We start from the raw sequence: 23,216 nt of genomic DNA on the forward strand, positions 1-23,216 counted from the left end.
GCGCCCGCTTCAGGGGGCGTCGTCGCCGAGCAGCCGGTCGGCGATCTCCTCGATGCGCTCCCGCAGCCCGTCCTGGCTCTTCCCGCCGTCCAGACGCTCCCCGTCGATGACGTACGTCGGTGTGCCGGTCACGCCGATCGCCTTGCCCTCCGCCTGGTCGGCGTCCACGATCAGCATGTGGCGCCCGTCGATCAGGGCGGTGTCGAACTCCTCGGCGTCCAGACCCAGCTCGCCCGCGATCTCCACCAGGAAGGACTCGCCTCCGGCCGCGAGGTCGTCGGTGCGGGCCAGCACGGCTTCCACATACGGCCACCCCTGCCCCTGCTCCACGGCCTCCTCGGCCGCCTGGGCTGCGGCGAACGCGTGCCGGTGCTTCTCCAGCGGGAAGTGCCGGAGGCGGGGCTCCAGACGGTCCCCGTAGCGGGCGCGCAGGGCGTGTACGTCGGCCAGGGCGCTGCGGCAGTCGGGGCACTGGAGTTCGCACCAGATGTCGAGGACGACGGGGCGCGCGGGGGTGGAGTCGCTCATGGGGGCCAGTCTCGCAGCACGCGCGACCACGCGGAACCGGCACCTGGGGAGGACAGCGTCCCTCAGATCTCCCTGATGGTGACCCTGGAACGTGGCCTCTCACCCCTCCGGGGTGCACAGTGGAGAAAGAGTCACGTCCGACCGTCGACCGCACGCTGCCTGGAGGCTCCCGATGATTGCCGAGACCGTTCTGTCAGCGGTGTCAGTGGCGGGCCTGGGCATCGCCGCCGTCACCGCGTACCGGAAGCGTTTCCTCCGGGCGACGCGGATCGCCGCGTTCGCGCTGGTGCCGATCGGTCTGGTGATGACGGGCGTCGTCAAATGGCTGGCGCACACCGCCTTCAGTCCGGTGGCCTGGGGCGGATTCGCCGTCCTCGCGCTCGCGTGGCTGCTCTTCATCACGACCCGTGCGGTGGAACGGCGTACCGTCGGGACCCGCAAGCAGCGGAAGGAAGCGGCGAGGGCCGCGCAGCGTGACGCGGTCGCGCCGACGGCATCCGTGCCCTCGCTCAGGGGTGGGACGGGAACGGGCGCCGGAACCGGGTCGACGCCCGCCGGGAAGGGCACGGCCGCGCCTGGCGGGACGAAGAACGGCGACGACTTCAGCGACATCGAGGCCATCCTGAAGAAGCACGGCATCTGAATCGCCGCGTCCGAATCGCCGCGTCCGGACCGCTGCGACCGGAACACCGCGTCTGAAACACAGCATCTGACCAGGGCCGACGTCAGCGGCGAGCCGTCACCCAAGCATATTCCGCGGCAGATTCCACGGAATATGACGAACTCCCGCTCGAACGAGTTCTCTTGGTCATGAGCCGGTGACGTGCTGCGTCATCATCGCTCCCGAGATGCTCGATACATCACGGGATCAAACCCCCGTAGCCCCCGTAGCCCCCGTACCCGCCGAAGAGCCGCGCGGCTGCCTTTTCGCGCTCTCCCAGCCACCGCTGATGATCTTCCTGACCGTGGTCGGCGCGCTGCTGCTGCTGGCGGCCGTGCACGATCTCTTCCTCCTGTGACTGCCGTGATTCCCGCGACGCCTGTGACTCCCGTGCGGCTCAGCCGGCCGCTTCCTTGCGGCGCGCCCGGTACGCGGCCACATGCAGGCGGTTGCCGCAGGTGCGGCTGTCGCAGTACCTGCGGGAGCGGTTGCGCGACAGGTCGACGAACGCGCGCCCGCAGTCCGGGGCCTCACAGCGGCGCAGCCGCTCCTGCTCACCCGCCACGACGATGAACGCGAGCGCCATGCCGCAGTCGGCCGCGAGGTGATCGGCGACGGAGGCGCCCGGCGCGAAGTAGTGCACATGCCAGTCGTAGCCGTCGTGGTCGGTCAGCTGCGGGGTCGTCCCCGCGGCCGCCACCAGCTGATTGATCAGTGCGGCCGCGACCGGTGCGTCGGGCGCCGCGAAGACCTGCGCGAAACGGTCCCGTACGGCCAGTACGGCGCCCAGATCCGGGTGGCCGAGGTCGTCGCCCACCCCACTGACCTGGTGGGCGCGCAGGAAGACGTACAGGGATTCCAGGTCGGCGAGCCCGTCGGCCCGGCCCTCACCGCCGGTGTCCCCGTCGTCCTGCGGCATGGTGTTCACGAGATCGACGACGGTGTCGAGCGCGGTCCGGGTGTCGTGAGGGATCAGCACGATTCGCTCCCTGGCCGTCAGGCGGGCGCGGTGCCCGCCGAATCGGCATGACTCTAATACCCCTTCCCGGCAGGGGCGCCGCGCGCACCGGCGCCGTCGCCGCGGTGGGTTCCGCGACGACGGCGCCGGTGTCCTGCTGTATGCGGTTGTCCGCGCGGCGCCGTCTCCCCGAGTCGGACGGCGCCGAGCAGGTCTCTGCCTGGCTCAGCTCTCGGCCAGGATGTGTGACAGCTCCGTGTCGAGGTCGAAGTGCCGATGCTCGGTACCGGGTGGCACCGCCGCGTCGGTTCGCTTGAGGAACGATTCCAGGGCCCGCGCCGGGGCTTCGAGCAGGGCTTCGCCCTCCGGAGAGCTGAGAGCGATGCAGACGACGCCCTGACCGTGGCTGCGGGACGGCCAGACTCGGACATCGCCGGTGCCGGTGGGCCTGTGCAGCCCCTCGGCGAGCAGGTCGCGGGCGAAGACCCACTCGACCGTCTCTTCGGCTCCTGTGTGGAAGGTGGCGTGCACGGCATAGGGATCGGCCGTGTCATACCGGAGGCCCGCGGGTACAGGCAGTGAGGACTCGCTCGATACAACGAGGCGCAGGTGCAGCTCGCAGCTGACCGTGGTGTTCATAAGCGCCAGGGCCTTTCGCTCAGTGTGCGCTCGGGGATTCGCACGTCGGCGAAATCGACATGCCACGTACCGTGCCGTTGTAAACCCCTCTGTCTGTTTTGTGCGGTTTCAAGTCGCTCGGACAGCGGGGTGTAACTTCAGGTTATGCCGCCATTCCAGTGACGCGGTCGCTTCGGGTAGGTTGGCTCGCATGCATGCGGAGAGTGACGAACAGGACGACGTAGCGTCGGCGATCCCGGAGGGGCCGGAGGCGTCGGGGGTATCGCCGGGTGGGGCCGACGCGGCGGGGGAGCCGGGCGGGGCGGAGTCCGGGCGGAAGGCCGAGCGTGCGCTCGGCTCTCGCGCGCCGGCCTTCATCAGGGCGTCGCGGCCGCTCCACGTGAGCTGGCAGGTCGGTGTCTTCGTCGTGGGCCTGGCGGTGGTTGCCGCGGGCATCGTGATGCTGCCTCTGCCCGGTCCCGGCTGGCTGGTGATCTTCGGCGGCATGGCGATCTGGGCGACCGAGTTCGTCTGGGCACAGCTGGTGCTCCGCTGGACCAGGCGGAAAGTCACGGAAGCGGCTCAGAAGGCTCTCGACCCCAAGGTCCGGCGGCGCAACATCATCCTCACGGTCGTCGGTCTGGTGATCATCGCGGCGCTGCTCGCCGTCTACCTCGTGAAGTTCGGCGTCGTCATGCCGTGGAAGATCGATCAGTGAGCCAGGATCCGTCCGTGAGTGCGGGACGGTCCGGGAGCTCGTCCGGCATCGGGTAATGTGTGCGGTGCGTCCGGGCGATTAGCTCAGTGGGAGAGCGCTTCGTTCACACCGAAGAGGTCACTGGTTCGAACCCAGTATCGCCCACCCGGAATTGAGGCCCCGAAGACCTGCCAGGTCTTCGGGGCCTCGGTCTGTTTCCGACCCGGTGGGGGAGCCCGGCGCGCTTCCGGGGGCCGGGCGTGGACCGCCGTCCCTGTGATGCCGGGGCCGCCGTCGCGCGGTTTGATCGAAACCCGCGGAGACCTGTAAGGTTCAGTCCGTTCCCGGGCGATTAGCTCAGTGGGAGAGCGCTTCGTTCACACCGAAGAGGTCACTGGTTCGAACCCAGTATCGCCCACCGGGAAAGGCCGGTCCGTCACTGACGGACCGGCCTTCGCGCGTTCGGAACCTTCGCGCGTTCGGGGCGTTCCGTGCGGTCGGGACCTCGTGGCGTCCGGGCCCCACCTTCCGATCAGGCGGCCGCCAGCGGCAGTTCGTCCCGCAGCGGCCAGTCTGCCGGGTCCGAAGCCACCGCCGTGCCGCCGAGCGGGAACCATGCCCGCCGGGCGCGTGCCTGCGGCCCCCGTACCTGCGCCGCGTGCCACACCGCCTGGAGCGTGTGCAGCTCCGGGGCGGTCAGCCGCTCCATCCGCAGCGCGAACCGGCGTCCCACCGCCCTGACCACGTCCAGCGCCGCCGTCGCGTCGGAGGTCGCCTCATGCGCCTCCCCCCGGGCCACCCCGTACTGGGCGCACAGATCCGTGAGCGTGCGACGGCCCTTGCGGTAGCGGTCCAGGTGCCTGTCGAGGACCCGGGGGTCCAGTACGCACAGCAGTGTCCGCTCCAGGTAGCGGGCGAACGACGAGGCGCGGTGCCGCCGCAACTCCCGGTCGAGCATGGTCAGACCGAACGGAGCGTCCATGATCACCAGTGGCCTGCCCGCGGCGTGCTGGGCGGCCAGCGCCCGCGCGATCTCCTCCGTCGCGGGCGCCGGCCAGCGGCCGTTGCGGTGCAGGAAGTCCTCGGTCAGCCCGTGCAGGGCGGTGGCCTCGGCGGGAACGGGCACCCCCGGGTCGATCACCCAGCGGGTCACCTGAAGCTCCGCGCCCGCCGCCTCCTGGACGACCAGGGAGGCCGAGACTATTCGGTCCTCCTCGACGTCCACCCCCGTCGTCTCGGTGCCGAACGCGGCCAGGGGACCCTCGTACCAACTCGTCATCGCCGAACTCCTCGTGCATACCTGCCAGATGCCGTTCGTCCACGGCACGAATCGGTGCTACCCGGACAGGTCGTGCCGTATGCGCTGTTTACGACGCCCTGGTCACCTCTGTACGGCCCCATGGGGCGTGCGCCGGAGGACGGGTGGGACGGCGGGCCCGGCGGCCGCCGGGGGAAACCGTTGAGCGGCCCCGCCCTCCGGCTCGGTACGATTGGGGCGCGCAGCGTTTGCTGACGCGCCCCGTGAGTCAGGAGAGACCGGTGTCAGACGTCCGTGTGATCATCCAACGCGATTCCGACCGGGAAGAGCGCGTGGTGACGACGGGCACTACGGCGGCCGAACTATTCCCCGGTGAGCGCACCGTCGTCGCCGCGCGTGTGGGCGGCGAGCTGAAGGACCTGGCGTACGAGGTCACCGAGGGAGAGGTCGTCGAGCCCGTCGAGATCTCCTCCGAGGACGGCCTCAACATCCTGCGCCACTCCACCGCGCACGTCATGGCGCAGGCCGTGCAGGAGGTCTTCCCCGAGGCCAAGCTCGGGATCGGTCCGCCGGTCAAGGACGGCTTCTACTACGACTTCGACGTCGAGAAGCCGTTCACCCCCGAGGACCTCAAGGTCATCGAGAAGAAGATGCAGGAGATCCAGAAGCGGGGACAGCGCTTCTCGCGCCGCGTGGTCACCGACGAGGCCGCCCGCGAGGAGCTGGCCGCCGAGCCGTACAAGCTCGAACTCATCGGCATCAAGGGCGCGGCCTCCACCGACGACGGCGCGGACGTCGAGGTGGGCGGCGGCGAGCTGACCATCTACGACAACCTGGACGCCAAGACCGGCGAGCTGTGCTGGAAGGACCTCTGCCGCGGTCCGCACCTGCCCACCACCCGGAACATCCCGGCGTTCAAGCTCATGCGCAACGCCGCCGCGTACTGGCGCGGCAGCGAGAAGAACCCGATGCTCCAGCGCATCTACGGCACCGCCTGGCCGTCGAAGGACGAGCTGAAGGCGCACCTCGACTTCCTGGCCGAGGCCGAGAAGCGCGACCACCGCAAGCTCGGCAACGAGCTGGACCTGTTCTCCTTCCCCGACGAGGTCGGCTCCGGGCTCGCGGTCTTCCACCCCAAGGGCGGCATCATCCGCCGCACCATGGAGGACTACTCGCGCCGCCGGCACGAGGAGGAGGGGTACGAGTTCGTCTACACCCCGCACGCCACCAAGGGGAAGCTGTTCGAGAAGTCGGGCCACCTGGACTGGTACGCCGACGGCATGTACCCGCCCATGCAGCTCGACGAGGGCGTGGACTACTACCTCAAGCCCATGAACTGCCCGATGCACAACCTGATCTTCGACGCGCGGGGCCGTTCGTACCGTGAACTGCCGCTGCGTCTCTTCGAGTTCGGGACGGTGTACCGGTACGAGAAGTCCGGCGTGGTGCACGGCCTGACCCGGGCCCGCGGCTTCACGCAGGACGACGCGCACATCTACTGCACCCGCGAGCAGATGGCCGACGAGCTGGACTCGACGCTGACCTTCGTGCTGAACCTGCTGCGCGACTACGGTCTGACCGACTTCTACCTGGAGCTGTCCACCAAGGACCCGGAGAAGTTCGTCGGCTCGGACGAAGCGTGGGAAGAGGCCACGGAGACGCTGCGCAAGGTGGCCGAGAAGCAGGGCCTCCCGCTGGTCCCCGACCCGGGCGGCGCCGCGTTCTACGGTCCGAAGATCTCGGTGCAGTGCAAGGACGCCATCGGCCGCACCTGGCAGATGTCGACCGTCCAGCTCGACTTCAACCTGCCCGAGCGCTTCGACCTGGAGTACACCGGCCCCGACGGCACCAAGCAGCGGCCGGTCATGATCCACCGGGCGCTGTTCGGCTCGATCGAGCGGTTCTTCGCGGTGCTCCTCGAGCACTACGCGGGCGCGTTCCCGGCCTGGCTCGCGCCGGTGCAGGCGGTGGGCATCCCGATCGGTGACGCCCACGTCGAATACCTGCGGGAGTTCGCCGCCGAGGCGAAGCGCAAGGGCCTGCGGGTCGAGGTCGACGCGTCCTCGGACCGGATGCAGAAGAAGATCCGCAACCAGCAGCGCCAGAAGGTCCCGTTCATGATCATCGTCGGTGACGAGGACATGCAGGCGGGCACGGTCTCCTTCCGCTACCGCGACGGCACGCAGGAGAACGGCGTCCCGCGCGACCAGGCGCTGGCCAAGCTCGTCGACGCCGTGGAGAGCCGCGTCCAGGTGTAGTACCCGGCCCGGCGCCACTCGCGGCCGGCACTCGTACGGGACAGAGGTCTCCCGGGAACGTTCAGTTCCCCGGAGACCTCTTCTCGTCCTCCCGGTTGAACACCTGGATCAGCCATGCGGAGAACGAACCCGTCACCGCTCCCAGCAGCGCGATCCCGCACACCATCAGTCCCACCGCGAACACCCGCCCCCACGGGGTCACCGGCGTGACATCTCCGTACCCGACCGTCGTGATCGCCGAGCAGGCCCACCACACCGAGTCGCCGAACGAGCGGATCGTGGCGCCGGGCGCACCGCGTTCCTGCTGGTAGACGGCGAGCGATGCGGCGAAGGACAGGAGGAGGGAGGCGATGCCCGAGTACGCCATCACACGCCCGTACAGACTGAGCCGCGGCCGGCCGCGCCTGCGCTGCACCACGGTGTACGCGTTCACGATCCGCAGCGGGCGCAGCAGGGGCAGCACCAGCACCAGGGTGTCCAGCCAGTGCGTGCGTACGAAGCGCGGCACGTGCTGGCCGCTGAGCACCAGCCGGACCAGGTAGTCGGCCAGGAAGAGCGCCCAGACCAGCAGCATCAGCAGCCCCGCGACATCGCGCAGGACGGGATCGGCTCCCTGGTCGAGGACGCGTACCGCGTAGCACCCGAGGAACACCGGCGAGGCCGCGAACAGCGGCACCTCCACCAGCCGGTCCCAGCGGCGCTGCCACAGCGGCCCGTTGCTCACATGCATCGCCCCAGCATCGTCCCGAGGAGCGCGGATGGCGGGGACGAGGCCCGGCGACACGCTTCACGGGCCCGAAGTCATATGCTGCACAGCATGACGAGTGAGCCGGAGCAGCAGATCGGAGTGGGGAACCCGGACGCGTTCCAGCGCCTGTGGACACCCCATCGGATGGCCTATATCCAGGGCGAGAACAAGCCCACGGGGCCGGGCGCCCACGACGGCTGTCCCTTCTGCGCCATTCCCGCCAAGTCCGACGAGGACGGGCTCATCATCGCGCGCGGTGAGTGGGTGTACGCGGTGCTGAACCTGTACCCGTACAACGGCGGACACCTCATGGTGGTGCCGTTCCGGCACGTCGCCGACTACACGGACCTGGACGAGGCGGAGACCGCCGAGCTGGCCCTCTTCACCAAGCGCGCGATGACCGCGCTGCGCACCGCGTCCGGCGCGCACGGATTCAACATCGGCATGAACCAGGGCGCGGCGGCCGGCGCCGGTATCGCCGCTCACCTGCACCAGCACGTCGTACCCCGCTGGGGCGGCGACACCAACTTCATGCCGGTCGTCGGCCATACGCGCGTGCTGCCGCAACTCCTCGCGGACACCCGCGCCATGCTGGCCGACGCCTGGCCCGCTCAGCCGTAAGGTCCGGACAGCCGAAGGGCGCGCCGGGTTCCTGCCCGGCGCGCCCTTCGGCTGTTGGATGTGCCCTACGCGTCGTACGTGTCCGCCTTCTTCGGCGAGGCGTCCTGCACCGCGCCGCTGAGGGAGCCCGCCCGGCCCGCGAAGCCCGCGGTGTCCACGCCGTTCTCCTCCAGCACCCGCAGCACCGCGGCATGCGTCGCGCGCAGCACCGGGGTGGCGGTGCGCAGCACGTCGTCGGCCTTGAAGCGGTCCCCCCAGGGCTGCTCGGCCCAGGCGTGCCGCAGCCCGAACGGCTCGGGCAGCACCAGCTTGCCGCCGAGGTGGTCCAGGACCGGCTGGTACCACGTGAGAGGCGCCCGTACGGCGATCCTGACGACCTCGCCCGCGTCGACCAGCGGCAGCGTCCGGCTGGTGGTCTCCCAGAACTTCACGGTCTTCGCCCGCGAGACGGTCTTCGCCGACGGGCCGCCCTTGAAGAGGGAGTGCACGGGACCCAGCGCGTGCCCCGTCACCTCGATGCGCAGGGTGTTGAACAGGACGGTGACCGTGATCATCATCGTGATCACCAGATCGCCGCCCCAGGTGACGAACTGGATGCCCAGGTAGTGCCGGTCGCCGCTGTCGAACTGCTGGTGGTTGCAGATGCGCTGTATCTCGTGGCCCTTGACCTGGAAGTGCTCCACCTCGGGGCCGCCCGGCCTCTTCACCGAGCCCGCGCCGTCACCCACCGAGACCACGATCCAGTGCTTGACCGAAGGCGCGGGAAAACCTCCCGAGTTGAGCGGGCCGCGCTCCAGCAGCTTCAGCTGGTCGTGGATCGCCCGCGCCACGTCGTAGCTGCGGAACTGATTGAACTCCTTGCCCGGTACCCGGGACGTCATCTGCTCGGCGAGCTGCCAGCTGCCCCAGCGGGTGCCCATGCCGAGTATGCCCTTGCGGCCCGCGTAGAAGACCACGTTGGAGTACTGCTCCGCGGTGAGGTTCTCAAGTGACTGGCGCAGCTCCTCCCGCGCGGTCTCATTGGGATGTCCCGGGACGGCCTCGGGGATCTTCGCGCCGATGCCGCCGCCGGCCAGCAGGTCGCTCCAGCGGGCGCGCAGGTCCTTGGCTGTCGACTCGCAGATCCGTTTGGCCAGCACCCAGCCGATGGCCGGGGCGATGATCATGGCGCGCAGATACAGGCCGAGGAAACCGAAGAACGGCAGCGCAACGAGAACGATCACCGCCAGCACACCCACCGCGACCATCAGCAGCGGCCCGATGGCGCCCGCGTACTTGCTCTTCGAGGCCGCCAGGCTCCTGCGGAGCTGGAACACGCCCAGCCACAGCAGCAGTCCGGGCAGGAAGAGCACCCCGAACAGCACGGTCACCGCGGTGAGTTTCTTGTCCCGTTCCTTGCGGATGTGGTTCGCGGCCAGGCAGTGCTCGACCACGGTCTGCGGCTCGGTGCCGAACGACTGGATGAGCGCGTCACGCCCGGCGCCCAGCATCCTGACCTGGACGGCCCGCGAGAACGCCTCGCCCAGATTTGGCGCGAAGAGCTTGGAACTGCCCGGCTTCACCGTGGACTTGTGCCACTCGTTGTCGGCCTTCAGGATCTCCTCGACCGGGCTGTCCCGGTACGCGGCCGAGGCGAGGGCCTGCGTCGCCGCGGTCTGTCCTGCCGTGCCCTGGAGCGGGATTTGCGCTCCAGGGCTGAAGTCGAAGAAGTCATTCGCCACTGCCGCCCCCACCCATCGCCGCACGGATCGCTCTCGCGGCCTCTTCCCGACCGGCGCGTCCCGCACACCTCCGTGCCCGGCACACCTGCTGAGCTGGGCACCCCAGCGTAACCGGGCTGTGCTGTCCGCGTCATGAAACCGAGCAGACTTCAGCCACCGTGATGAATCGGTCCCGGCCAACGCAACTACGCCGCGCGGCCACGCTGTTCGTGCCCGCGCGCCCGGACCTTTCCGCCGCCGTCACGGACCGTCCATCCGGCGTACCGGGGAACGTGATGCGGGTCTCGGACATGCGGAGCGGCGGTCCTGGCTACGATGGGGCCGCCGGGGGCCAACGGGGCCGCCCGGCCCACGACCGTCGGGAAGGCCATGCTGAACAAGTACGCGCGTGCATTCTTCACGCGTGTCCTCACGCCGTTCGCCGCGTTTCTGCTCCGCCGGGGAGTCAGTCCTGACGCGGTCACACTCATCGGCACGGCCGGTGTGATGGCGGGTGCGCTGGTCTTCTTCCCGCGCGGGGAGTTTTTCTGGGGCACCATCGTCATTACGATTTTCGTCTTCTCCGATCTCGTCGACGGCAATATGGCCCGGCAGGCGGGTATCTCCAGCCGCTGGGGCGCGTTCCTGGACTCGACCCTCGACCGGGTCGCGGACGGCGCGATCTTCGCCGGCTTCGCGCTCTGGTACGCGGGCAGCGGGGACAACAACGTGCTCTGCGCCGTCGCCATCTTCTGCCTGGCCAGCGGCCAGGTCGTCTCGTACACGAAGGCGCGGGGCGAGTCCATCGGGCTGCCGGTGGCCGTCAACGGGCTGGTCGAGCGCGCGGAGCGGCTGGTCATCTCGCTCGTCGCGGCCGGTCTCGCGGGATTCCACCGCACCTTCGGGGTGCCCGGTATCGAGATTCTGCTTCCGATCGCCCTGTGGATCGTGGCGGTCGGCAGCATCGTGACGCTCGCGCAGCGCGTCGTGACCGTACGCCGGGAATCGGCGGAGGCCGACGCGGCGGGAACGGCCGCGCGGGGGAGTGGGACCACGTCATGAGCCGGGCGAGCGACCGCGTGACCGACGCGCTGTACGGGCTCGGCTGGAGCACCGTGAAAACGCTGCCGGAGCCCGTGGCCGCCGCCCTGGGCCGGACCATCGCCGACACCGTCTGGAAGCGGCGGGGTCCGAGCGTCCTGCGGCTCGAATCCAATCTGGCGCGCGTCGTGCCGGACGCGGGCCCCGAACGGCTCGCGGCGCTCTCGAAGGCCGGGATGCGCTCGTACATGCGGTACTGGATGGAGTCGTTCCGGCTGCCCACCTGGACCGACGAGCGGGTGGCCGCGGACGTCCGGGTGGAGGGCGACCACCACCTGAAGGACGTCCTGGAGTCCGGGCGGGGCGCGATCGTGGCGCTGCCGCACCTGGCCAACTGGGACCTGGCGGGAGCCTGGGTGACGAGGACGATGGGCGTGCCGTTCACGACCGTCGCGGAACGGCTCAAGCCCGAATCGCTGTTCGACCGCTTCGTCGCCTACCGCGAGAGCCTGGGCATGGAGGTGCTGCCGCACACCGGGGGCTCCGCCTTCGGCACCCTCGCCCGGCGGCTGCGTGCCGGCGGCCTGGTCTGCCTGGTCGCCGACCGCGACCTGTCGGCCTCCGGGATCGAGGTCGACTTCTTCGGCAGCCGCGCCAGGATGCCGGGAGGCTCGGCGCTCCTGGCCCAGCAGACCGGCGCGGCGCTGCTGCCCGTGAACCTCTGGTACGAGGCGTCACCGGTGATGCGAGCCCGGATACACCCGCCTGTCGAGGTACCCGGGACAGGTACGCGCGCCGAGAAGACGTCTGTGATGACGCAGGCGCTGGCCGACGCGTTCGCCGGCGGAATCGCGGAACATCCGGAGGACTGGCACATGTTGCAGCGGCTATGGCTCGAGGACCTCGATCCTCGTGAGCCCCGGCGGGGGAACGAGTGAAGATCGGCATCGTCTGCCCGTACTCGTGGGATGTGCCGGGCGGCGTCCAATTCCACATCAGAGATCTGGCCGAACACCTGATCCGGCTGGGTCATGAGGTCTCGGTGCTGGCTCCCGCCGACGACGAGACACCGCTGCCGGCGTACGTCGTCTCGGCGGGCCGTGCCGTGCCCGTCCCGTACAACGGCTCCGTGGCCCGGCTCAACTTCGGCTTCCTGTCGGCGGCGCGGGTACGGAGGTGGCTGCACGACGGGACATTCGACGTGATCCACATCCACGAGCCCACCTCGCCCTCCCTCGGCCTGCTGGCCTGCTGGGCGGCGCAGGGACCGATCGTCGCGACGTTCCACACGTCGAACCCCCGGTCGCGGGCGATGATCGCGGCGTATCCGATTCTCCAGTCCGCGCTGGAGAAGATCAGCGCGCGGATCGCGGTGAGCGAGTACGCGCGCCGGACGCTGGTGGAGCATCTGGGCGGCGACGCGGTGGTCATCCCGAACGGCGTCGATGTCGGCTTCTTCGCGAAGGCCGAGGTCAATCCGGCCTGGCAGGGCGGCACGATCGGCTTCATAGGGCGCATCGACGAGCCCCGGAAGGGGCTGCCCGTCCTGATGCGGGCGCTGCCGAAGATCCTCGACGCGCACCCCGGTACCCGGCTGCTGGTGGCGGGGCGCGGGGACGAGGAGGAGGCGGTGGAGTCGCTTCCCGAGGCGATGCGCTCACGCGTCGAATTCCTCGGCATGGTGAGCGACGAGGACAAGGCACGGCTGCTGCGCAGCGTCGATCTGTACGTCGCCCCCAATACGGGCGGCGAGAGCTTCGGGATCGTCCTGGTCGAGGCGATGTCGGCGGGCGCGCCGGTACTGGCGAGCGACCTGGACGCGTTCGCGCAGGTGCTGGACCAGGGTTCGGCGGGCGCGCTCTTCGCGAACGAGGACGCGGACGCGCTGGCGGCCGCCGCCGTGGAACTGCTGGGCGACGCGCAGGGCCGTGCGGGGCTGCGTGCCCGGGGCAGCGCTCACGTGCGGCGGTTCGACTGGTCGACGGTGGGCGCGGACATCCTGTCCGTGTACGAGACGGTCACGGACGGCGCGGCCTCGGTCGCGACGGACGAGCGGACGACTGGGCTGCGGGCGAGGTTCGGACTGGCGGCGCGGGACTGAGCCCGGCGGGACGGCCTGTCACGGTTTCGGGGAGGGGCGGGGTGGGAACCTTCCCCTCCGGTGGCCCGGTGGCCCGGTGGCCCGGTGGCCCGGTGGCCCGGTGGCCCGGTGGCCCGGTGGCCCGGTGGCCCGGTGGCCCGGTGGCCCGGTGGCCCGGTGATTCCGGCCGGCGGTGAGCCGTGGCCGTGGTGGCCGGGCCGGTAGCCTGCCGTGCGTGAGCACCCTTATCTGGATCGTCATCGTCGTCGTCGCGTTCGCGATGTACCTGAGCTGGACCGCCGGACGTCTTGACCGGCTCCACACGCGCGTTGACGCCTCCCGAGCCGCACTTGACGCCCAGTTGCTGCGACGGGCCTCCGTCACGCAGGAGTTGGCCACCTCCGGTGTGCTCGATCCCGCCGCGTCCATCGTGCTGTACCAGGCCGCGCACGCGGCCCGGCAGGCCGAGGAGGAGCAACGGGAGTTCGCCGAGAGCGAGTTGAGCCAGGCGCTGCGGGCCGTGTTCGGCGAGCCGGCGCAGGTGGAGGCCGTACGGGCCGAGCCGGGCGGCGAGGAGGCCGCGGATGAACTCGCCGCCGCCGTACGGCGCGTACCGATGGCCCGGCGGTTCCACAACGACGCCGTACGCGCGGCTCGCGCGCTGCGCAGGCACCGCAAGGTGCGCTGGTTCCGGCTGGCGGGACACGCGCCGTTCTCGCTCGCCTTCGAGATGGACGACGAGCCGCCCGTCGCGCTCGCCGACCGGCCCGGCACCTGAGCACCCGGGGCACCTCAGCGGCCCGGCGGACTGAGAACGAGCCACCGGTCATTCATTGGCCCTTGCTGTGGACTGCTCCGGGGCGTTTGCTCGGAGCGAAGAAGTCCACCGTTTTCAGCCAGTGAGGTCGCTCCGTGTCCGTTACCCCCCAGACCCCCGAGACCGGCACCGCACGCGTCAAGCGAGGCATGGCCGAGCAGCTCAAGGGCGGCGTGATCATGGACGTCGTCACGCCCGAGCAGGCGAAGATCGCCGAGGACGCCGGCGCCGTGGCCGTGATGGCCCTGGAGCGGGTGCCCGCCGACATCCGCAAGGACGGCGGCGTGGCCCGGATGTCCGACCCGGACATGATCGAGGGCATCATCGGAGCCGTCTCGATACCGGTCATGGCCAAGTCCCGCATCGGCCACATCGTGGAGGCGCAGGTCCTCCAGTCGCTGGGCGTCGACTACATCGACGAGTCCGAGGTCCTGACCCCGGCCGACGAGGTCAACCACTCGGACAAGTGGGCCTTCACCACGCCGTTCGTCTGCGGTGCGACCAACCTGGGCGAGGCGCTGCGCCGGATCGCCGAGGGCGCGGCCATGATCCGCTCCAAGGGCGAGGCCGGCACCGGCAACGTGGTCGAGGCCGTCCGTCACCTGCGGCAGATCAAGAACGAGATCGCGAAGCTGCGCGGCTTCGACACCAACGAGCTGTACGCGGCCGCCAAGGAGCTGCGCGCTCCGTACGAGATCGTCAAGGAGGTCGCGGCGCTCGGCAAGCTGCCGGTCGTGCTGTTCTCGGCGGGCGGGGTGGCCACTCCCGCGGACGCGGCGCTGATGCGCCAGCTCGGCGCCGAGGGCGTGTTCGTGGGCTCCGGCATCTTCAAGTCGGGCGACCCGGCGAAGCGCGCGGCGGCCATCGTGAAGGCCACCACCTTCTACGACGACCCCAAGGTCGTCGCGGACGCGTCCCGGAATCTGGGCGAGGCCATGGTCGGGATCAACCTGGACACCCTCCCGGACGCCGAGCACTACGCGAACCGTGGCTGGTAGGCACCGATGAGCACCCCTGTGATCGGCGTCCTGGCCCTCCAGGGCGACGTCCGGGAGCATCTGGCGGCGCTGGCCTCGGCGGGCGCCGAGGCCAGGACCGTACGGCGCCCCGAGGAGCTGGCGGACGTCGAGGGTCTGGTGATCCCGGGCGGCGAGTCCACCACCATGTCCAAGCTGGCCGCGCTCTTCGGGATGCTGGAGCCGCTGCGGGAGCGGGTAGGGGCCGGGATGCCCGTCTACGGCACCTGTGCGGGGATGATCCTGCTGGCCGAGAAGATCATCGATCCCCGCTCGGGCCAGGAGACCGTGGGCGGTATCGACATGATCGTCAGGCGGAACGCCTTCGGGCGGCAGAACGAGTCCTTCGAGGCGGCCGTCGAGGTGGCGGGGGTCGGGGGCGCCCCGGTCGAGGGCGTCTTCATCCGGGCGCCCTGGGTCGAATCGGTGGGCGCGGAGGTACAGGTGCTCGCCGAGTACGGGGGACACGTCGTCGCCGTACGGCAGGGCAACGCCCTCGCGACGTCGTTCCACCCGGAGCTGACCGGCGATCACCGGCTGCACCGGTTCTTCACGGACATGGTGCGCGCCGCACGGTGACCGTGTCCCGGTAGGATCGCTGCCGAACGGAGCAGAATTGGTTACGCGAAGGAGACAGGCAGATGTCCGGCCACTCTAAATGGGCTACGACGAAGCACAAGAAGGCCGTGATCGACGCCAAACGCGGCAAGCTCTTCGCGAAGCTGATCAAGAACATCGAGGTCGCGGCGCGCACCGGCGGTGCCGATGTCGAGGGCAACCCGACGCTTTTCGACGCCATCCAGAAGGCGAAGAAGAGTTCGGTACCGAACAAGAACATCGATTCGGCGGTCAAGCGCGGCGCCGGTCTCGAAGCCGGCGGCGCCGACTACGAGACGATCATGTACGAGGGCTACGGACCGAACGGTGTCGCGGTGCTCATCGAGTGCCTCACCGACAACCGCAACCGCGCCGCCTCCGACGTCCGGGTCGCCATGACCCGCAACGGCGGCTCGATGGCCGACCCGGGTTCCGTCTCGTACCTGTTCAACCGCAAGGGCGTCGTGATCGTCCCCAAGGGTGAGCTGGGCGAGGACGACGTCCTGGGCGCGGTCCTCGACGCGGGCGCCGAGGAGGTCAACGACCTCGGTGACACCTACGAGGTGCTGAGCGAGGCCACCGACCTGGTCGCGGTGCGTACCGCGCTCCAGGAGGCCGGCATCGACTACGACTCGGCCGACGCCAACTTCGTGCCGACCATGCAGGTCGATCTGGACGAGGAAGGCGCTCGTAAGATCTTCAAGCTGATCGACGCGCTCGAGGACAGCGACGACGTGCAGAACGTCTTCGCCAACTTCGACGTCTCGGACGACGTCATGGAGAAGGTCGACGCCTGACCGCCGCTTCTCAGCAGCCTTTGCCTGACGGGCCGACGGACACACCTCCGTCGGCCCGTCGCGTTGTCAGTGGCGACCGATACTGTGCTGATCAGCGGGAACAGTTGACCGAGCGGGTGGGGGAGGGCGCGATGCGGATCCTGGGTGTGGACCCCGGGCTGACCCGGTGCGGTGTCGGAGTCGTCGAAGGCGTCGCGGGACGGCCGTTGACGATGCTCGGCGTCGGAGTCGTGCGTACGCCCGCGGACGCGGAGATCGGCGTGCGGCTCGTCGCCATCGAGCAGGGACTCGAAGCCTGGCTCGACGAGTACCGGCCCGAACTCGTCGCGGTGGAGCGCGTGTTCAGCCAGCACAACGTACGTACGGTGATGGGCACGGCCCAGGCGAGCGCGGTCGCGATGCTGTGCGCCGCGCGCCGCGGGCTGCCCGTCGCGCTGCACACCCCCAGCGAGGTCAAGGCCGCGGTCACCGGCAGCGGCCGCGCCGACAAGGCCCAGGTCGGCGCCATGGTGACGCGGCTGCTGCGGCTCGCGGAGCCGCCCAGACCTGCCGATGCCGCGGACGCGCTGGCGCTCGCCATCTGCCACATCTGGCGCGCCCCCGCCGTGAACCGGCTGCAACAGGCACACGCGGCCGCGCGCGCCTCGCGTATCCCCACCACCACACCTGCCAGGAAGGTCACGCGATGATCGCCTTCGTCAGCGGCCCGGTCGCCGCTCTCGCCCCGACCACCGCCGTGATCGAGGTCGGCGGCATCGGCATGGCCGTCCAGTGCACCCCGGGCACGCTCGCCGAGCTGCGCGTCGGCGAGGAGGCGAGGCTCGCCACCTCCCTCGTCGTCAGGGAGGACTCCCTCACGCTCTACGGCTTCGCCGACGACGACGAGCGCCAGGTGTTCGAGCTGCTGCAGACCGCCAGCGGCGTCGGGCCCAGGCTGGCGCAGGCCATGCTCGCCGTGCACAGTCCGGACACCCTGCGGATCGCGGTCGCCGCAGGCGACGAGAAGACGCTGACGGCCGTCCCCGGCATCGGCAAGCGCGGCGCCCAGAAGCTCCTGCTGGAGCTGAAGGACCGGCTCGGCGAGCCGGTCGGCCCGGCAGCGGGCCGCCGCACCGCCGCCGCGGCGTCCGCGGCCTCCTGGAGCGATCAGCTGCACGCCGCCCTGATCGGCCTCGGCTACGCCACCAGGGAGGCCGACGAGGCCGTCGCCGCCGTCACCCCGCAGGCCGAGGCCGCCGTCGCCGAGGGCGGCCGGCCGCCGGTGCCGCAGCTGCTGCGCGCCGCGCTCCAGAGCCTGAACCGCACGCGTTGACCGTACTCCGAGGTGATGCACAGTGAACTGGGACGAGACCGAGTCGCCGTCCGCGACCGACACCGTGGGAGCGGCCGAGCGGCTCGTCGCCGCGTCCGCGTCCGTGGACGGCGAGGACCAGGCGGTCGAGGCGGCGCTGCGGCCCAAGTCGCTGGACGAGTTCGTCGGCCAGGAGCGCGTCCGCGAACAGCTCGACCTGGTGCTCAAGGCGGCGCTCGCGCGCGGCGCCACCGCGGACCACGTCCTCCTGTCGGGCGCACCCGGCCTCGGCAAGACCACTCTTTCGATGATCATCGCGACGGAGATGAACGCGCCGATCCGCATCACCTCGGGCCCCGCCATCCAGCACGCCGGGGATCTCGCGGCGATCCTCTCCTCCCTCCAGGAGGGCGAGGTCCTGTTCCTCGACGAGATCCACCGGATGTCCAGGCCCGCGGAAGAGATGCTGTACATGGCGATGGAGGACTTCCGGGTCGACGTCATCGTCGGCAAGGGCCCGGGCGCCACCGCCATCCCGCTGGAGCTGCCGCCGTTCACCCTGGTCGGGGCCACCACCCGGGCCGGGCTGCTGCCGCCCCCGCTGCGCGACCGCTTCGGTTTCACCGGCCACATGGAGTTCTACGGGAGTGGCGAGCTGGAGCGCGTCATCCACCGCTCGGCTCAGCTCCTCGACCTGGAGATCGACGCGGAGGGAGCCGCCGAGATCGCGGGCCGCTCCCGGGGCACGCCCCGTATCGCCAACCGCCTGCTGCGCCGGGTCAGGGATTACGCGCAGGTCAAGGCCGACGGCCGCATCACGCGCGAGATCGCCGCCGTGGCACTGAAGGTGTACGAGGTCGACGCGCGCGGTCTGGACCGGCTCGACCGCGCCGTGCTCCAGGCGCTGCTGGGGCTGTTCGGCGGCGGTCCCGTGGGCCTGTCGACCCTCGCCGTCGCCGTGGGAGAGGAGCGTGAGACCGTGGAGGAGGTCGCGGAGCCCTTCCTCGTACGGGAAGGACTTCTGGCCAGGACCCCCCGCGGCCGGGTCGCCACACCTGCGGCCTGGACCCACCTGGGGCTTGTCCCGCCGCAGCAGCCCGGCGGGCAGCCGGGCTTGTTCAGGACGTGACATAAGGCGCAGTCGTCCAAATCAGGAACCCCGGTGCGATGCTGGGCGTTGTTCCAACGATGCGGACTCGCTTAGACTCCGCCGATGCCACCCTTCCGGGTCGGCATGCCCACCCCCGTATACAGACCGCTTCATCATGCGGTCGTGTGAAGGAAGTTCCTCCTCGTGAGTCCTGCAGCCCTCCTCCCCTTCATCGTGCTCATCGGGGCCATGTTCCTGATGACCCGGTCCGCCAAGAAGAAGCAGAAGGCGGCGGCTTCGATGCGTAACGAAATGCAGCCCGGCTCGGGTGTCCGGACCATCGGCGGCATGTACGCCACCGTCAAGGAGGTCCATGACGAACTGGTCCTCCTCGAGGTCGCTCCGGGCGTGCACGCCGCATACGCGAAGAACGCGATCGGAGCGGTCCTCGCCGACGACGAGTACAACCGCATCGTCCACGGTGACGACAGCAACGACGAGGAAGGCCTGGAGCTGGACGGCCCGGTCGTTCCCGACGACGCCTCGTCGCTGACCGAGCTCGACAGCACCCCGGACGACGCCAGGATCGACCTGGGCAAGAAGCCCGAGGCCGACGTCACCGCGGCCAAGGACACCAAGTCCGGGTCGGAGGACGAGTCCGCGGACGGCAAGACCGACGGCGAGGCCGGCGCGAAGTAGCCACGTCCGTGACCGCGGGCCGTTACGGCGGCCCGCGCGGCGCACGGTATGTGTCGATTTCTGCGGGGGGCAGGGTCCCCACATCACTTCGTGGCCGCTCCGGCGCAACCGGGCGAGGGGCGGTTGGACAGGGAGAAACGAGAAGGTGGCAGCACCTAATAAGGGTCGAAGGCCAGCCGGGGCATCCGGCAGGCCAGGGCGCACCCTGACACTGTTCCTGATCGCCTTGGTCGCGCTCACCGGCGGGATGTTCGCCTCCGGTCACACCACGCCGAGGCTCGGGATCGACCTCGCGGGTGGCACGAGCATCACGCTCCAGGCGAAGAACACGCCTGGCAAGCCGAACGCGATCAACAAGACCAACATGGACACCGCCGTCAGCATCATCGAGCGGCGTGTCAACGGTCTTGGTGTCTCCGAGGCCGAGGTCCAGACCCAGGGCGACAAGAACATCATCGTCAACGTCCCCAAGGGGACGAACGAGAAGCAGGCCATCAAGCAGGTCGGCCAGACCGCCCAGCTGTACTTCCGTCCGGTGCTGACTGTCCAGCCGGGCAGCCCCACGCCCCCGCAGCCCTCCACCACCGGCTCTCCGAGCCCCAGCGCCAAGCCGAGCGGCAAGCCCTCGGCCGGCGCCCCCTCCTCGTCGCCGCAGCCCTCGGACAGCGCGACCTCCCAGGGCCGTGCGGTGACGGACGCGCTCAAGGCGGACGCGACGCCGACCCCGGGCGCCTCAGCTCCCGGCGAGAGCGCCCCGCCGGCGGATCCGTCCGCCAGCCCCGCGCCGGCACCCGACCCGGCCACGGCCGCGCTGCAGAAGAAGTTCGAAGAACTCGACTGCTCGAAGAAGAGCGCGCGCACCTCGGTCAACCAGACGGCGGCGCCCAAGGACACCATCGTCGCCTGTGGTCTCGACACCGAGGGCAAGACGTACGACAAGTACGTGCTCGGCCCGGCGGAACTCGAAGGCACCGACGTCGCCAAGTCGAAGGGCGTCCTCGACCCGCAGCGCAACATGTGGATCGTGACGCTGGACTTCACCGGCGGCGGCACCAAGAAGTTCCAGTCGATCACCAGCAAGATCTCGCAGCAGCAGCCCCCCATGAACCAGTTCGCCATCGTGCTCGACGGCGACGTCGTCTCCGCGCCCTCGGTGAGCGGGACGCTGGGCGCCAGCGCCGAGATCTCCGGCAGCTTCAACCAGCAGTCCGCCCAGGACCTGGCGAACGTCCTGTCGTACGGTGCGCTGCCGCTCTCCTTCGAGACGCAGAGCGTCACCACCGTCACCGCCGCGCTCGGTACCGAGCAGCTGGAGGCGGGTCTGATCGCCGGTGCGATCGGTCTGGGCCTGGTGATCATCTACCTGGTGGCCTACTACCGCGGTCTCTCGCTGATCGCGCTGCTCTCCCTGCTGGCCTCCGGCGTCATGACGTACACGATCATGTCGCTGCTCGGCCCCGGTATCGGCTTCGCGCTCAACCTGCCCGCGGTCTGTGGTGCGATCGTCGCCATCGGTATCACCGCGGACTCGTTCATCGTGTACTTCGAACGGATCCGGGACGAGATCAGGGAAGGCCGTACGCTGCGTCCGGCCGTGGAGCGGGCCTGGCCGCGTGCCCGGCGCACGGTCCTGGTCTCCGACTTCGTGTCGTTCCTCGCCGCCGCGGTGCTGTTCGTCGTCACGGTCGGCAAGGTGCAGGGCTTCGCCTTCACCCTCGGTCTGACCACGGTCCTCGACGTGGTCGTGGTGTTCTTCTTCACCAAGCCCGTCATGACGCTCCTCGCCCGTACGAAGTTCTTCTCGGGCGGCAGTCCCTGGTCCGGCCTGGACCCGAAGCGGCTCGGCGCCAAGCCGCCCCTGCGCCGCGCCCGCCGCACCGGCTCTCCCACCGACCAGCCCAAGGAGGCGTGAGATGTCGCGACTCGGAGCATTCGGCGCCCGTCTCTACCGCGGCGAGGTCGGCTACGACTTCGTCGGGAAGCGCAAGATCTGGTACGGGATCTCGATCCTGATCACCATCACGGCCATCGTCGGCCTGGCGGTGCGCGGTCTGAACATGAGCATCGACTTCGAGGGTGGCGCCGTCTTCACCACCCCGAAGACGAGCGTGTCCGTGCAGCAGGCGGAGACCTTCGCCAAGGAGGCCTCCGGACACGACGCGGTCGTCCAGAAGCTCGGCAACGGCACCCTGCGCATCCAGGTCACCGCGCTGGACACCCAGCAGGCCGACCACGTGGGCAGCGAGCTGGCCAAGGACCTCAAGGTCGACCAGAACGACATCGCCGCCGACCTCGTCGGCCCGAGCTGGGGCGAGACCATCGCCAACAAGGCATGGACCGGCCTCGCCGTCTTCATGCTCCTGGTGGTGATCTATCTGGCCATCGCCTTCGAGTGGCGGATGGCGCTGGCCGCGCTGGTCGCCCTGATCCACGACCTCACCATCACCGTCGGTGTGTACGCGCTGGTCGGCTTCGAGGTCTCACCGGGCACCGTGATCGGTCTGCTGACCATTCTCGGTTACTCGCTGTACGACACCGTGGTGGTCTTCGACAGCCTCAAGGAGCAGTCGAAGGGCCTCACCAAGCAGACGCGCTGGTCCTACGGTGAGATCGCCAACCGCAGCATCAACAGCACCCTGGTGCGTTCCATCAACACCACCGTGGTCGCGCTGCTGCCCGTGGCGGGTCTGCTCTTCATCGGTGGCGGTGTCCTCGGCGCCGGCACGCTGAACGACATCTCGCTCGCGCTGTTCGTCGGCCTCGCGGCCGGCGCGTACTCCTCGATCTTCATCGCCACGCCGCTCGTCGCCGACCTCAAGGAACGCGAGCCGCAGATGAAGGCACTGAAGAAGCGCGTCCTCGCCAAGCGGGCCGCCGCCGCGGCCAGGGGCGAGTCCGCCGAGGAACCGGCCGAGTCCGGGTACGACGAGCGGGACGGCTACGAGGACGAGATCCCCGGCCCCGCCGCAGCGGTCGTGGGCCCGCGGGGCCGCGACGGCCGCGGCCGTCCGACAGGGCGGCGCCGGTGACCGACGACAGCACCCGGGAGCTGCTGGTCAGCCGCATCCGGGACGTTCCCGACTACCCGAAGCCGGGCGTGATGTTCAAGGACATCACGCCGCTGCTGGCCGACCCGAAGGCCTTTTCGGCACTGACCGACGCGCTGGCCGGACTGTGCGCGCGGTACGGCGCCACGAAGGTCGTCGGCCTGGAGGCGCGCGGCTTCATCCTGGCCGCCCCGGTGGCGGTCAGGGCGGGCCTCGGCTTCATCCCCGTACGCAAGGCGGGAAAGCTGCCGGGGGCCACGCTGTCGCAGACGTACGAGCTGGAGTACGGCAGCGCCGAGATCGAGGTGCACGCGGAGGATCTGACGGAGGGCGACCGCGTCATCGTCATCGACGACGTCCTCGCCACCGGCGGTACGGCGGCGGCCTCGCTCGAACTCGTCCGGCGGGCCGGAGCCGAGGTGGTGGGCGTGGCCGTACTGATGGAGCTGGGCTTCCTCAAGGGCAGGGACCGGCTGGAACCGGCACTGCGCGGAGTACCGCTCGAGGCGCTGATCACGGTCTGACAACCGGGACCGATACCCCGGAAAGAATCGGTTAGTGACAGGCATGGACGGGCATCCGGGAACAACCGGGTGCCCGTCCGCGGTTGTCCACAGCCCCCACTCCCGGGGCGAGCGGTACGCCCGAGGTCGATACCATGGAGTAGCCGGGCCTGACCGGGGTCCCCGGATCC

The 23,216-nt window shown here is 69.9% G+C and carries 25 protein-coding genes and 2 tRNA genes; 21 read left to right on the plus strand and 6 right to left on the minus strand.

What is annotated here, in order from left to right:
• Positions 1-9 precede the first annotated feature (9 nt).
• Positions 10-528 (minus strand): DsbA family protein, encoded by a 519-nt coding sequence (locus tag ACIP6N_RS17825; protein ID WP_401816646.1) that lies wholly within the window; start codon positions 526-528, stop codon positions 10-12.
• 172 nt (positions 529-700) lie between these two features.
• Here ACIP6N_RS17825 and ACIP6N_RS17830 point away from each other — a divergent pair, with 172 nt between their 5' ends.
• Positions 701-1,171: a hypothetical protein gene (locus tag ACIP6N_RS17830; protein ID WP_401816647.1), complete on the plus strand. Its 471-nt coding sequence runs from the start codon at positions 701-703 to the stop codon at positions 1,169-1,171.
• A gap of 205 nt (positions 1,172-1,376) precedes the next feature.
• A complete protein-coding gene (locus ACIP6N_RS17835; RefSeq protein ID WP_401816648.1) occupies positions 1,377-1,547 on the plus strand; it encodes a hypothetical protein in 171 nt (56 codons plus the stop codon).
• Between the two features lie 39 nt (positions 1,548-1,586).
• Here ACIP6N_RS17835 and ACIP6N_RS17840 read toward each other — a convergent pair whose 3' ends face one another.
• Entirely contained in the window at positions 1,587-2,168 is a 582-nt protein-coding gene (locus ACIP6N_RS17840; RefSeq protein ID WP_401816649.1) for a CGNR zinc finger domain-containing protein, read from the minus strand.
• A gap of 204 nt (positions 2,169-2,372) precedes the next feature.
• Positions 2,373-2,786 (minus strand): SsgA family sporulation/cell division regulator, encoded by a 414-nt coding sequence (locus ACIP6N_RS17845; RefSeq protein ID WP_003959770.1) that lies wholly within the window; start codon positions 2,784-2,786, stop codon positions 2,373-2,375.
• A 190-nt stretch (positions 2,787-2,976) separates the two neighbouring features.
• Here ACIP6N_RS17845 and ACIP6N_RS17850 point away from each other — a divergent pair, with 190 nt between their 5' ends.
• From ACIP6N_RS17850 to ACIP6N_RS17860, 3 genes are all read left to right on the plus strand, one after another.
• Positions 2,977-3,483 carry a TIGR02611 family protein gene (locus ACIP6N_RS17850; protein ID WP_401816650.1) on the plus strand — a complete coding sequence of 169 codons (507 nt, stop codon included), beginning with the start codon at positions 2,977-2,979 and terminating at the stop codon, positions 3,481-3,483.
• Between the two features lie 72 nt (positions 3,484-3,555).
• Positions 3,556-3,627 (plus strand) — tRNA-Val (locus ACIP6N_RS17855).
• A gap of 181 nt (positions 3,628-3,808) precedes the next feature.
• Positions 3,809-3,880: transfer RNA gene (locus ACIP6N_RS17860), tRNA-Val, on the plus strand.
• Between the two features lie 114 nt (positions 3,881-3,994).
• On the opposite strand, the gene ACIP6N_RS17865 is transcribed toward ACIP6N_RS17860, so the two are convergent.
• Positions 3,995-4,741, minus strand: a complete 747-nt coding sequence (locus tag ACIP6N_RS17865; protein WP_401816651.1) for an exonuclease domain-containing protein — start codon at positions 4,739-4,741, stop codon at positions 3,995-3,997.
• Between the two features lie 260 nt (positions 4,742-5,001).
• Between ACIP6N_RS17865 and thrS the strand changes: the two genes are divergently transcribed.
• Positions 5,002-6,978: a threonine--tRNA ligase gene (gene thrS, locus ACIP6N_RS17870; protein WP_401816652.1), complete on the plus strand. Its 1,977-nt coding sequence runs from the start codon at positions 5,002-5,004 to the stop codon at positions 6,976-6,978.
• A gap of 61 nt (positions 6,979-7,039) precedes the next feature.
• Here the strand turns inward: thrS and ACIP6N_RS17875 are convergent, their stop codons facing one another.
• The gene (locus ACIP6N_RS17875; RefSeq protein ID WP_401816654.1) at positions 7,040-7,708 is read right to left on the minus strand and encodes a potassium channel family protein; all 669 of its coding nucleotides are present in this window, start codon (positions 7,706-7,708) and stop codon (positions 7,040-7,042) included.
• A 75-nt stretch (positions 7,709-7,783) separates the two neighbouring features.
• Here ACIP6N_RS17875 and ACIP6N_RS17880 point away from each other — a divergent pair, with 75 nt between their 5' ends.
• Entirely contained in the window at positions 7,784-8,347 is a 564-nt protein-coding gene (locus ACIP6N_RS17880) for an HIT family protein (protein WP_401816655.1), read from the plus strand.
• A gap of 65 nt (positions 8,348-8,412) precedes the next feature.
• Here ACIP6N_RS17880 and ACIP6N_RS17885 read toward each other — a convergent pair whose 3' ends face one another.
• On the minus strand, positions 8,413-10,068 hold the full coding sequence (locus ACIP6N_RS17885; RefSeq protein WP_401816656.1) for a hypothetical protein: 1,656 nt from the start codon (positions 10,066-10,068) through the stop codon (positions 8,413-8,415).
• 369 nt (positions 10,069-10,437) lie between these two features.
• Between ACIP6N_RS17885 and pgsA the strand changes: the two genes are divergently transcribed.
• From pgsA to ACIP6N_RS17955, 14 genes are all read left to right on the plus strand, one after another.
• Positions 10,438-11,109, plus strand: coding sequence for a phosphatidylinositol phosphate synthase (gene pgsA / locus ACIP6N_RS17890; RefSeq protein WP_401816657.1), 672 nt, complete (start codon positions 10,438-10,440; stop codon positions 11,107-11,109).
• Positions 11,106-12,026, plus strand: a complete 921-nt coding sequence (locus ACIP6N_RS17895) for a phosphatidylinositol mannoside acyltransferase (protein ID WP_401816658.1) — start codon at positions 11,106-11,108, stop codon at positions 12,024-12,026. Before pgsA ends, ACIP6N_RS17895 begins: the two co-directional genes overlap by 4 nt.
• Positions 12,023-13,189: a glycosyltransferase family 4 protein gene (locus ACIP6N_RS17900; protein ID WP_401816659.1), complete on the plus strand. Its 1,167-nt coding sequence runs from the start codon at positions 12,023-12,025 to the stop codon at positions 13,187-13,189. The genes ACIP6N_RS17895 and ACIP6N_RS17900 overlap by 4 nt, the downstream gene beginning before the upstream one ends.
• 259 nt (positions 13,190-13,448) lie before the next feature.
• Positions 13,449-13,946, plus strand: coding sequence for a hypothetical protein (locus ACIP6N_RS17905; protein WP_401816883.1), 498 nt, complete (start codon positions 13,449-13,451; stop codon positions 13,944-13,946).
• Between the two features lie 134 nt (positions 13,947-14,080).
• Positions 14,081-14,983, plus strand: a complete 903-nt coding sequence (gene pdxS / locus ACIP6N_RS17910; protein ID WP_401816660.1) for a pyridoxal 5'-phosphate synthase lyase subunit PdxS — start codon at positions 14,081-14,083, stop codon at positions 14,981-14,983.
• Positions 14,984-14,989: 6 nt separating this feature from the next.
• Positions 14,990-15,580 (plus strand): pyridoxal 5'-phosphate synthase glutaminase subunit PdxT, encoded by a 591-nt coding sequence (gene pdxT, locus ACIP6N_RS17915; protein ID WP_401816661.1) that lies wholly within the window; start codon positions 14,990-14,992, stop codon positions 15,578-15,580.
• A gap of 62 nt (positions 15,581-15,642) precedes the next feature.
• The gene (locus ACIP6N_RS17920; protein ID WP_401816662.1) at positions 15,643-16,395 is read left to right on the plus strand and encodes a YebC/PmpR family DNA-binding transcriptional regulator; all 753 of its coding nucleotides are present in this window, start codon (positions 15,643-15,645) and stop codon (positions 16,393-16,395) included.
• Positions 16,396-16,526: 131 nt separating this feature from the next.
• On the plus strand, positions 16,527-17,084 hold the full coding sequence (gene ruvC / locus ACIP6N_RS17925) for a crossover junction endodeoxyribonuclease RuvC (RefSeq protein WP_401816664.1): 558 nt from the start codon (positions 16,527-16,529) through the stop codon (positions 17,082-17,084).
• Positions 17,081-17,707: a Holliday junction branch migration protein RuvA gene (ruvA, locus tag ACIP6N_RS17930; protein WP_401816665.1), complete on the plus strand. Its 627-nt coding sequence runs from the start codon at positions 17,081-17,083 to the stop codon at positions 17,705-17,707. Before ruvC ends, ruvA begins: the two co-directional genes overlap by 4 nt.
• Positions 17,708-17,729: 22 nt before the next feature.
• Positions 17,730-18,815 carry a Holliday junction branch migration DNA helicase RuvB gene (gene ruvB, locus ACIP6N_RS17935; RefSeq protein ID WP_401816667.1) on the plus strand — a complete coding sequence of 362 codons (1,086 nt, stop codon included), beginning with the start codon at positions 17,730-17,732 and terminating at the stop codon, positions 18,813-18,815.
• A 165-nt stretch (positions 18,816-18,980) separates the two neighbouring features.
• Positions 18,981-19,475, plus strand: coding sequence for a preprotein translocase subunit YajC (gene yajC, locus ACIP6N_RS17940; protein WP_401816669.1), 495 nt, complete (start codon positions 18,981-18,983; stop codon positions 19,473-19,475).
• A gap of 145 nt (positions 19,476-19,620) precedes the next feature.
• A complete protein-coding gene (gene secD / locus ACIP6N_RS17945; RefSeq protein WP_401816671.1) occupies positions 19,621-21,387 on the plus strand; it encodes a protein translocase subunit SecD in 1,767 nt (588 codons plus the stop codon).
• Position 21,388: 1 nt separating this feature from the next.
• Positions 21,389-22,504 (plus strand): protein translocase subunit SecF, encoded by a 1,116-nt coding sequence (gene secF / locus ACIP6N_RS17950; protein WP_401816672.1) that lies wholly within the window; start codon positions 21,389-21,391, stop codon positions 22,502-22,504.
• Entirely contained in the window at positions 22,501-23,046 is a 546-nt protein-coding gene (locus tag ACIP6N_RS17955) for an adenine phosphoribosyltransferase (protein ID WP_401816674.1), read from the plus strand. The genes secF and ACIP6N_RS17955 overlap by 4 nt, the downstream gene beginning before the upstream one ends.
• Positions 23,047-23,216 lie beyond the last annotated feature (170 nt).

The sequence above is a fragment of the Streptomyces sp. NPDC088725 genome, assembly GCF_044751305.1.
Lineage (GTDB): Bacteria > Actinomycetota > Actinomycetes > Streptomycetales > Streptomycetaceae > Streptomyces.

Coding starts and splice junctions, on each gene's coding strand:
- ACIP6N_RS17825 (WP_401816646.1), bottom strand. CDS start 528: ATGAGCGACTCCACCCCCGCGCGCCCCGTCGTCCTCGACATCTGGTGC.
- ACIP6N_RS17830 (WP_401816647.1), top strand. CDS start 701: ATGATTGCCGAGACCGTTCTGTCAGCGGTGTCAGTGGCGGGCCTGGGC.
- ACIP6N_RS17835 (WP_401816648.1), top strand. CDS start 1,377: ATGCTCGATACATCACGGGATCAAACCCCCGTAGCCCCCGTAGCCCCC.
- ACIP6N_RS17845 (WP_003959770.1), bottom strand. CDS start 2,786: ATGAACACCACGGTCAGCTGCGAGCTGCACCTGCGCCTCGTTGTATCG.
- ACIP6N_RS17850 (WP_401816650.1), top strand. CDS start 2,977: ATGCATGCGGAGAGTGACGAACAGGACGACGTAGCGTCGGCGATCCCG.
- ACIP6N_RS17865 (WP_401816651.1), bottom strand. CDS start 4,741: ATGACGAGTTGGTACGAGGGTCCCCTGGCCGCGTTCGGCACCGAGACG.
- ACIP6N_RS17875 (WP_401816654.1), bottom strand. CDS start 7,708: ATGCATGTGAGCAACGGGCCGCTGTGGCAGCGCCGCTGGGACCGGCTG.
- ACIP6N_RS17880 (WP_401816655.1), top strand. CDS start 7,784: ATGCTGCACAGCATGACGAGTGAGCCGGAGCAGCAGATCGGAGTGGGG.
- pgsA (WP_401816657.1), top strand. CDS start 10,438: ATGCTGAACAAGTACGCGCGTGCATTCTTCACGCGTGTCCTCACGCCG.
- ACIP6N_RS17895 (WP_401816658.1), top strand. CDS start 11,106: ATGAGCCGGGCGAGCGACCGCGTGACCGACGCGCTGTACGGGCTCGGC.
- ACIP6N_RS17905 (WP_401816883.1), top strand. CDS start 13,449: ATGTACCTGAGCTGGACCGCCGGACGTCTTGACCGGCTCCACACGCGC.
- pdxT (WP_401816661.1), top strand. CDS start 14,990: ATGAGCACCCCTGTGATCGGCGTCCTGGCCCTCCAGGGCGACGTCCGG.
- ACIP6N_RS17920 (WP_401816662.1), top strand. CDS start 15,643: ATGTCCGGCCACTCTAAATGGGCTACGACGAAGCACAAGAAGGCCGTG.
- ruvC (WP_401816664.1), top strand. CDS start 16,527: ATGCGGATCCTGGGTGTGGACCCCGGGCTGACCCGGTGCGGTGTCGGA.
- ruvA (WP_401816665.1), top strand. CDS start 17,081: ATGATCGCCTTCGTCAGCGGCCCGGTCGCCGCTCTCGCCCCGACCACC.
- secF (WP_401816672.1), top strand. CDS start 21,389: ATGTCGCGACTCGGAGCATTCGGCGCCCGTCTCTACCGCGGCGAGGTC.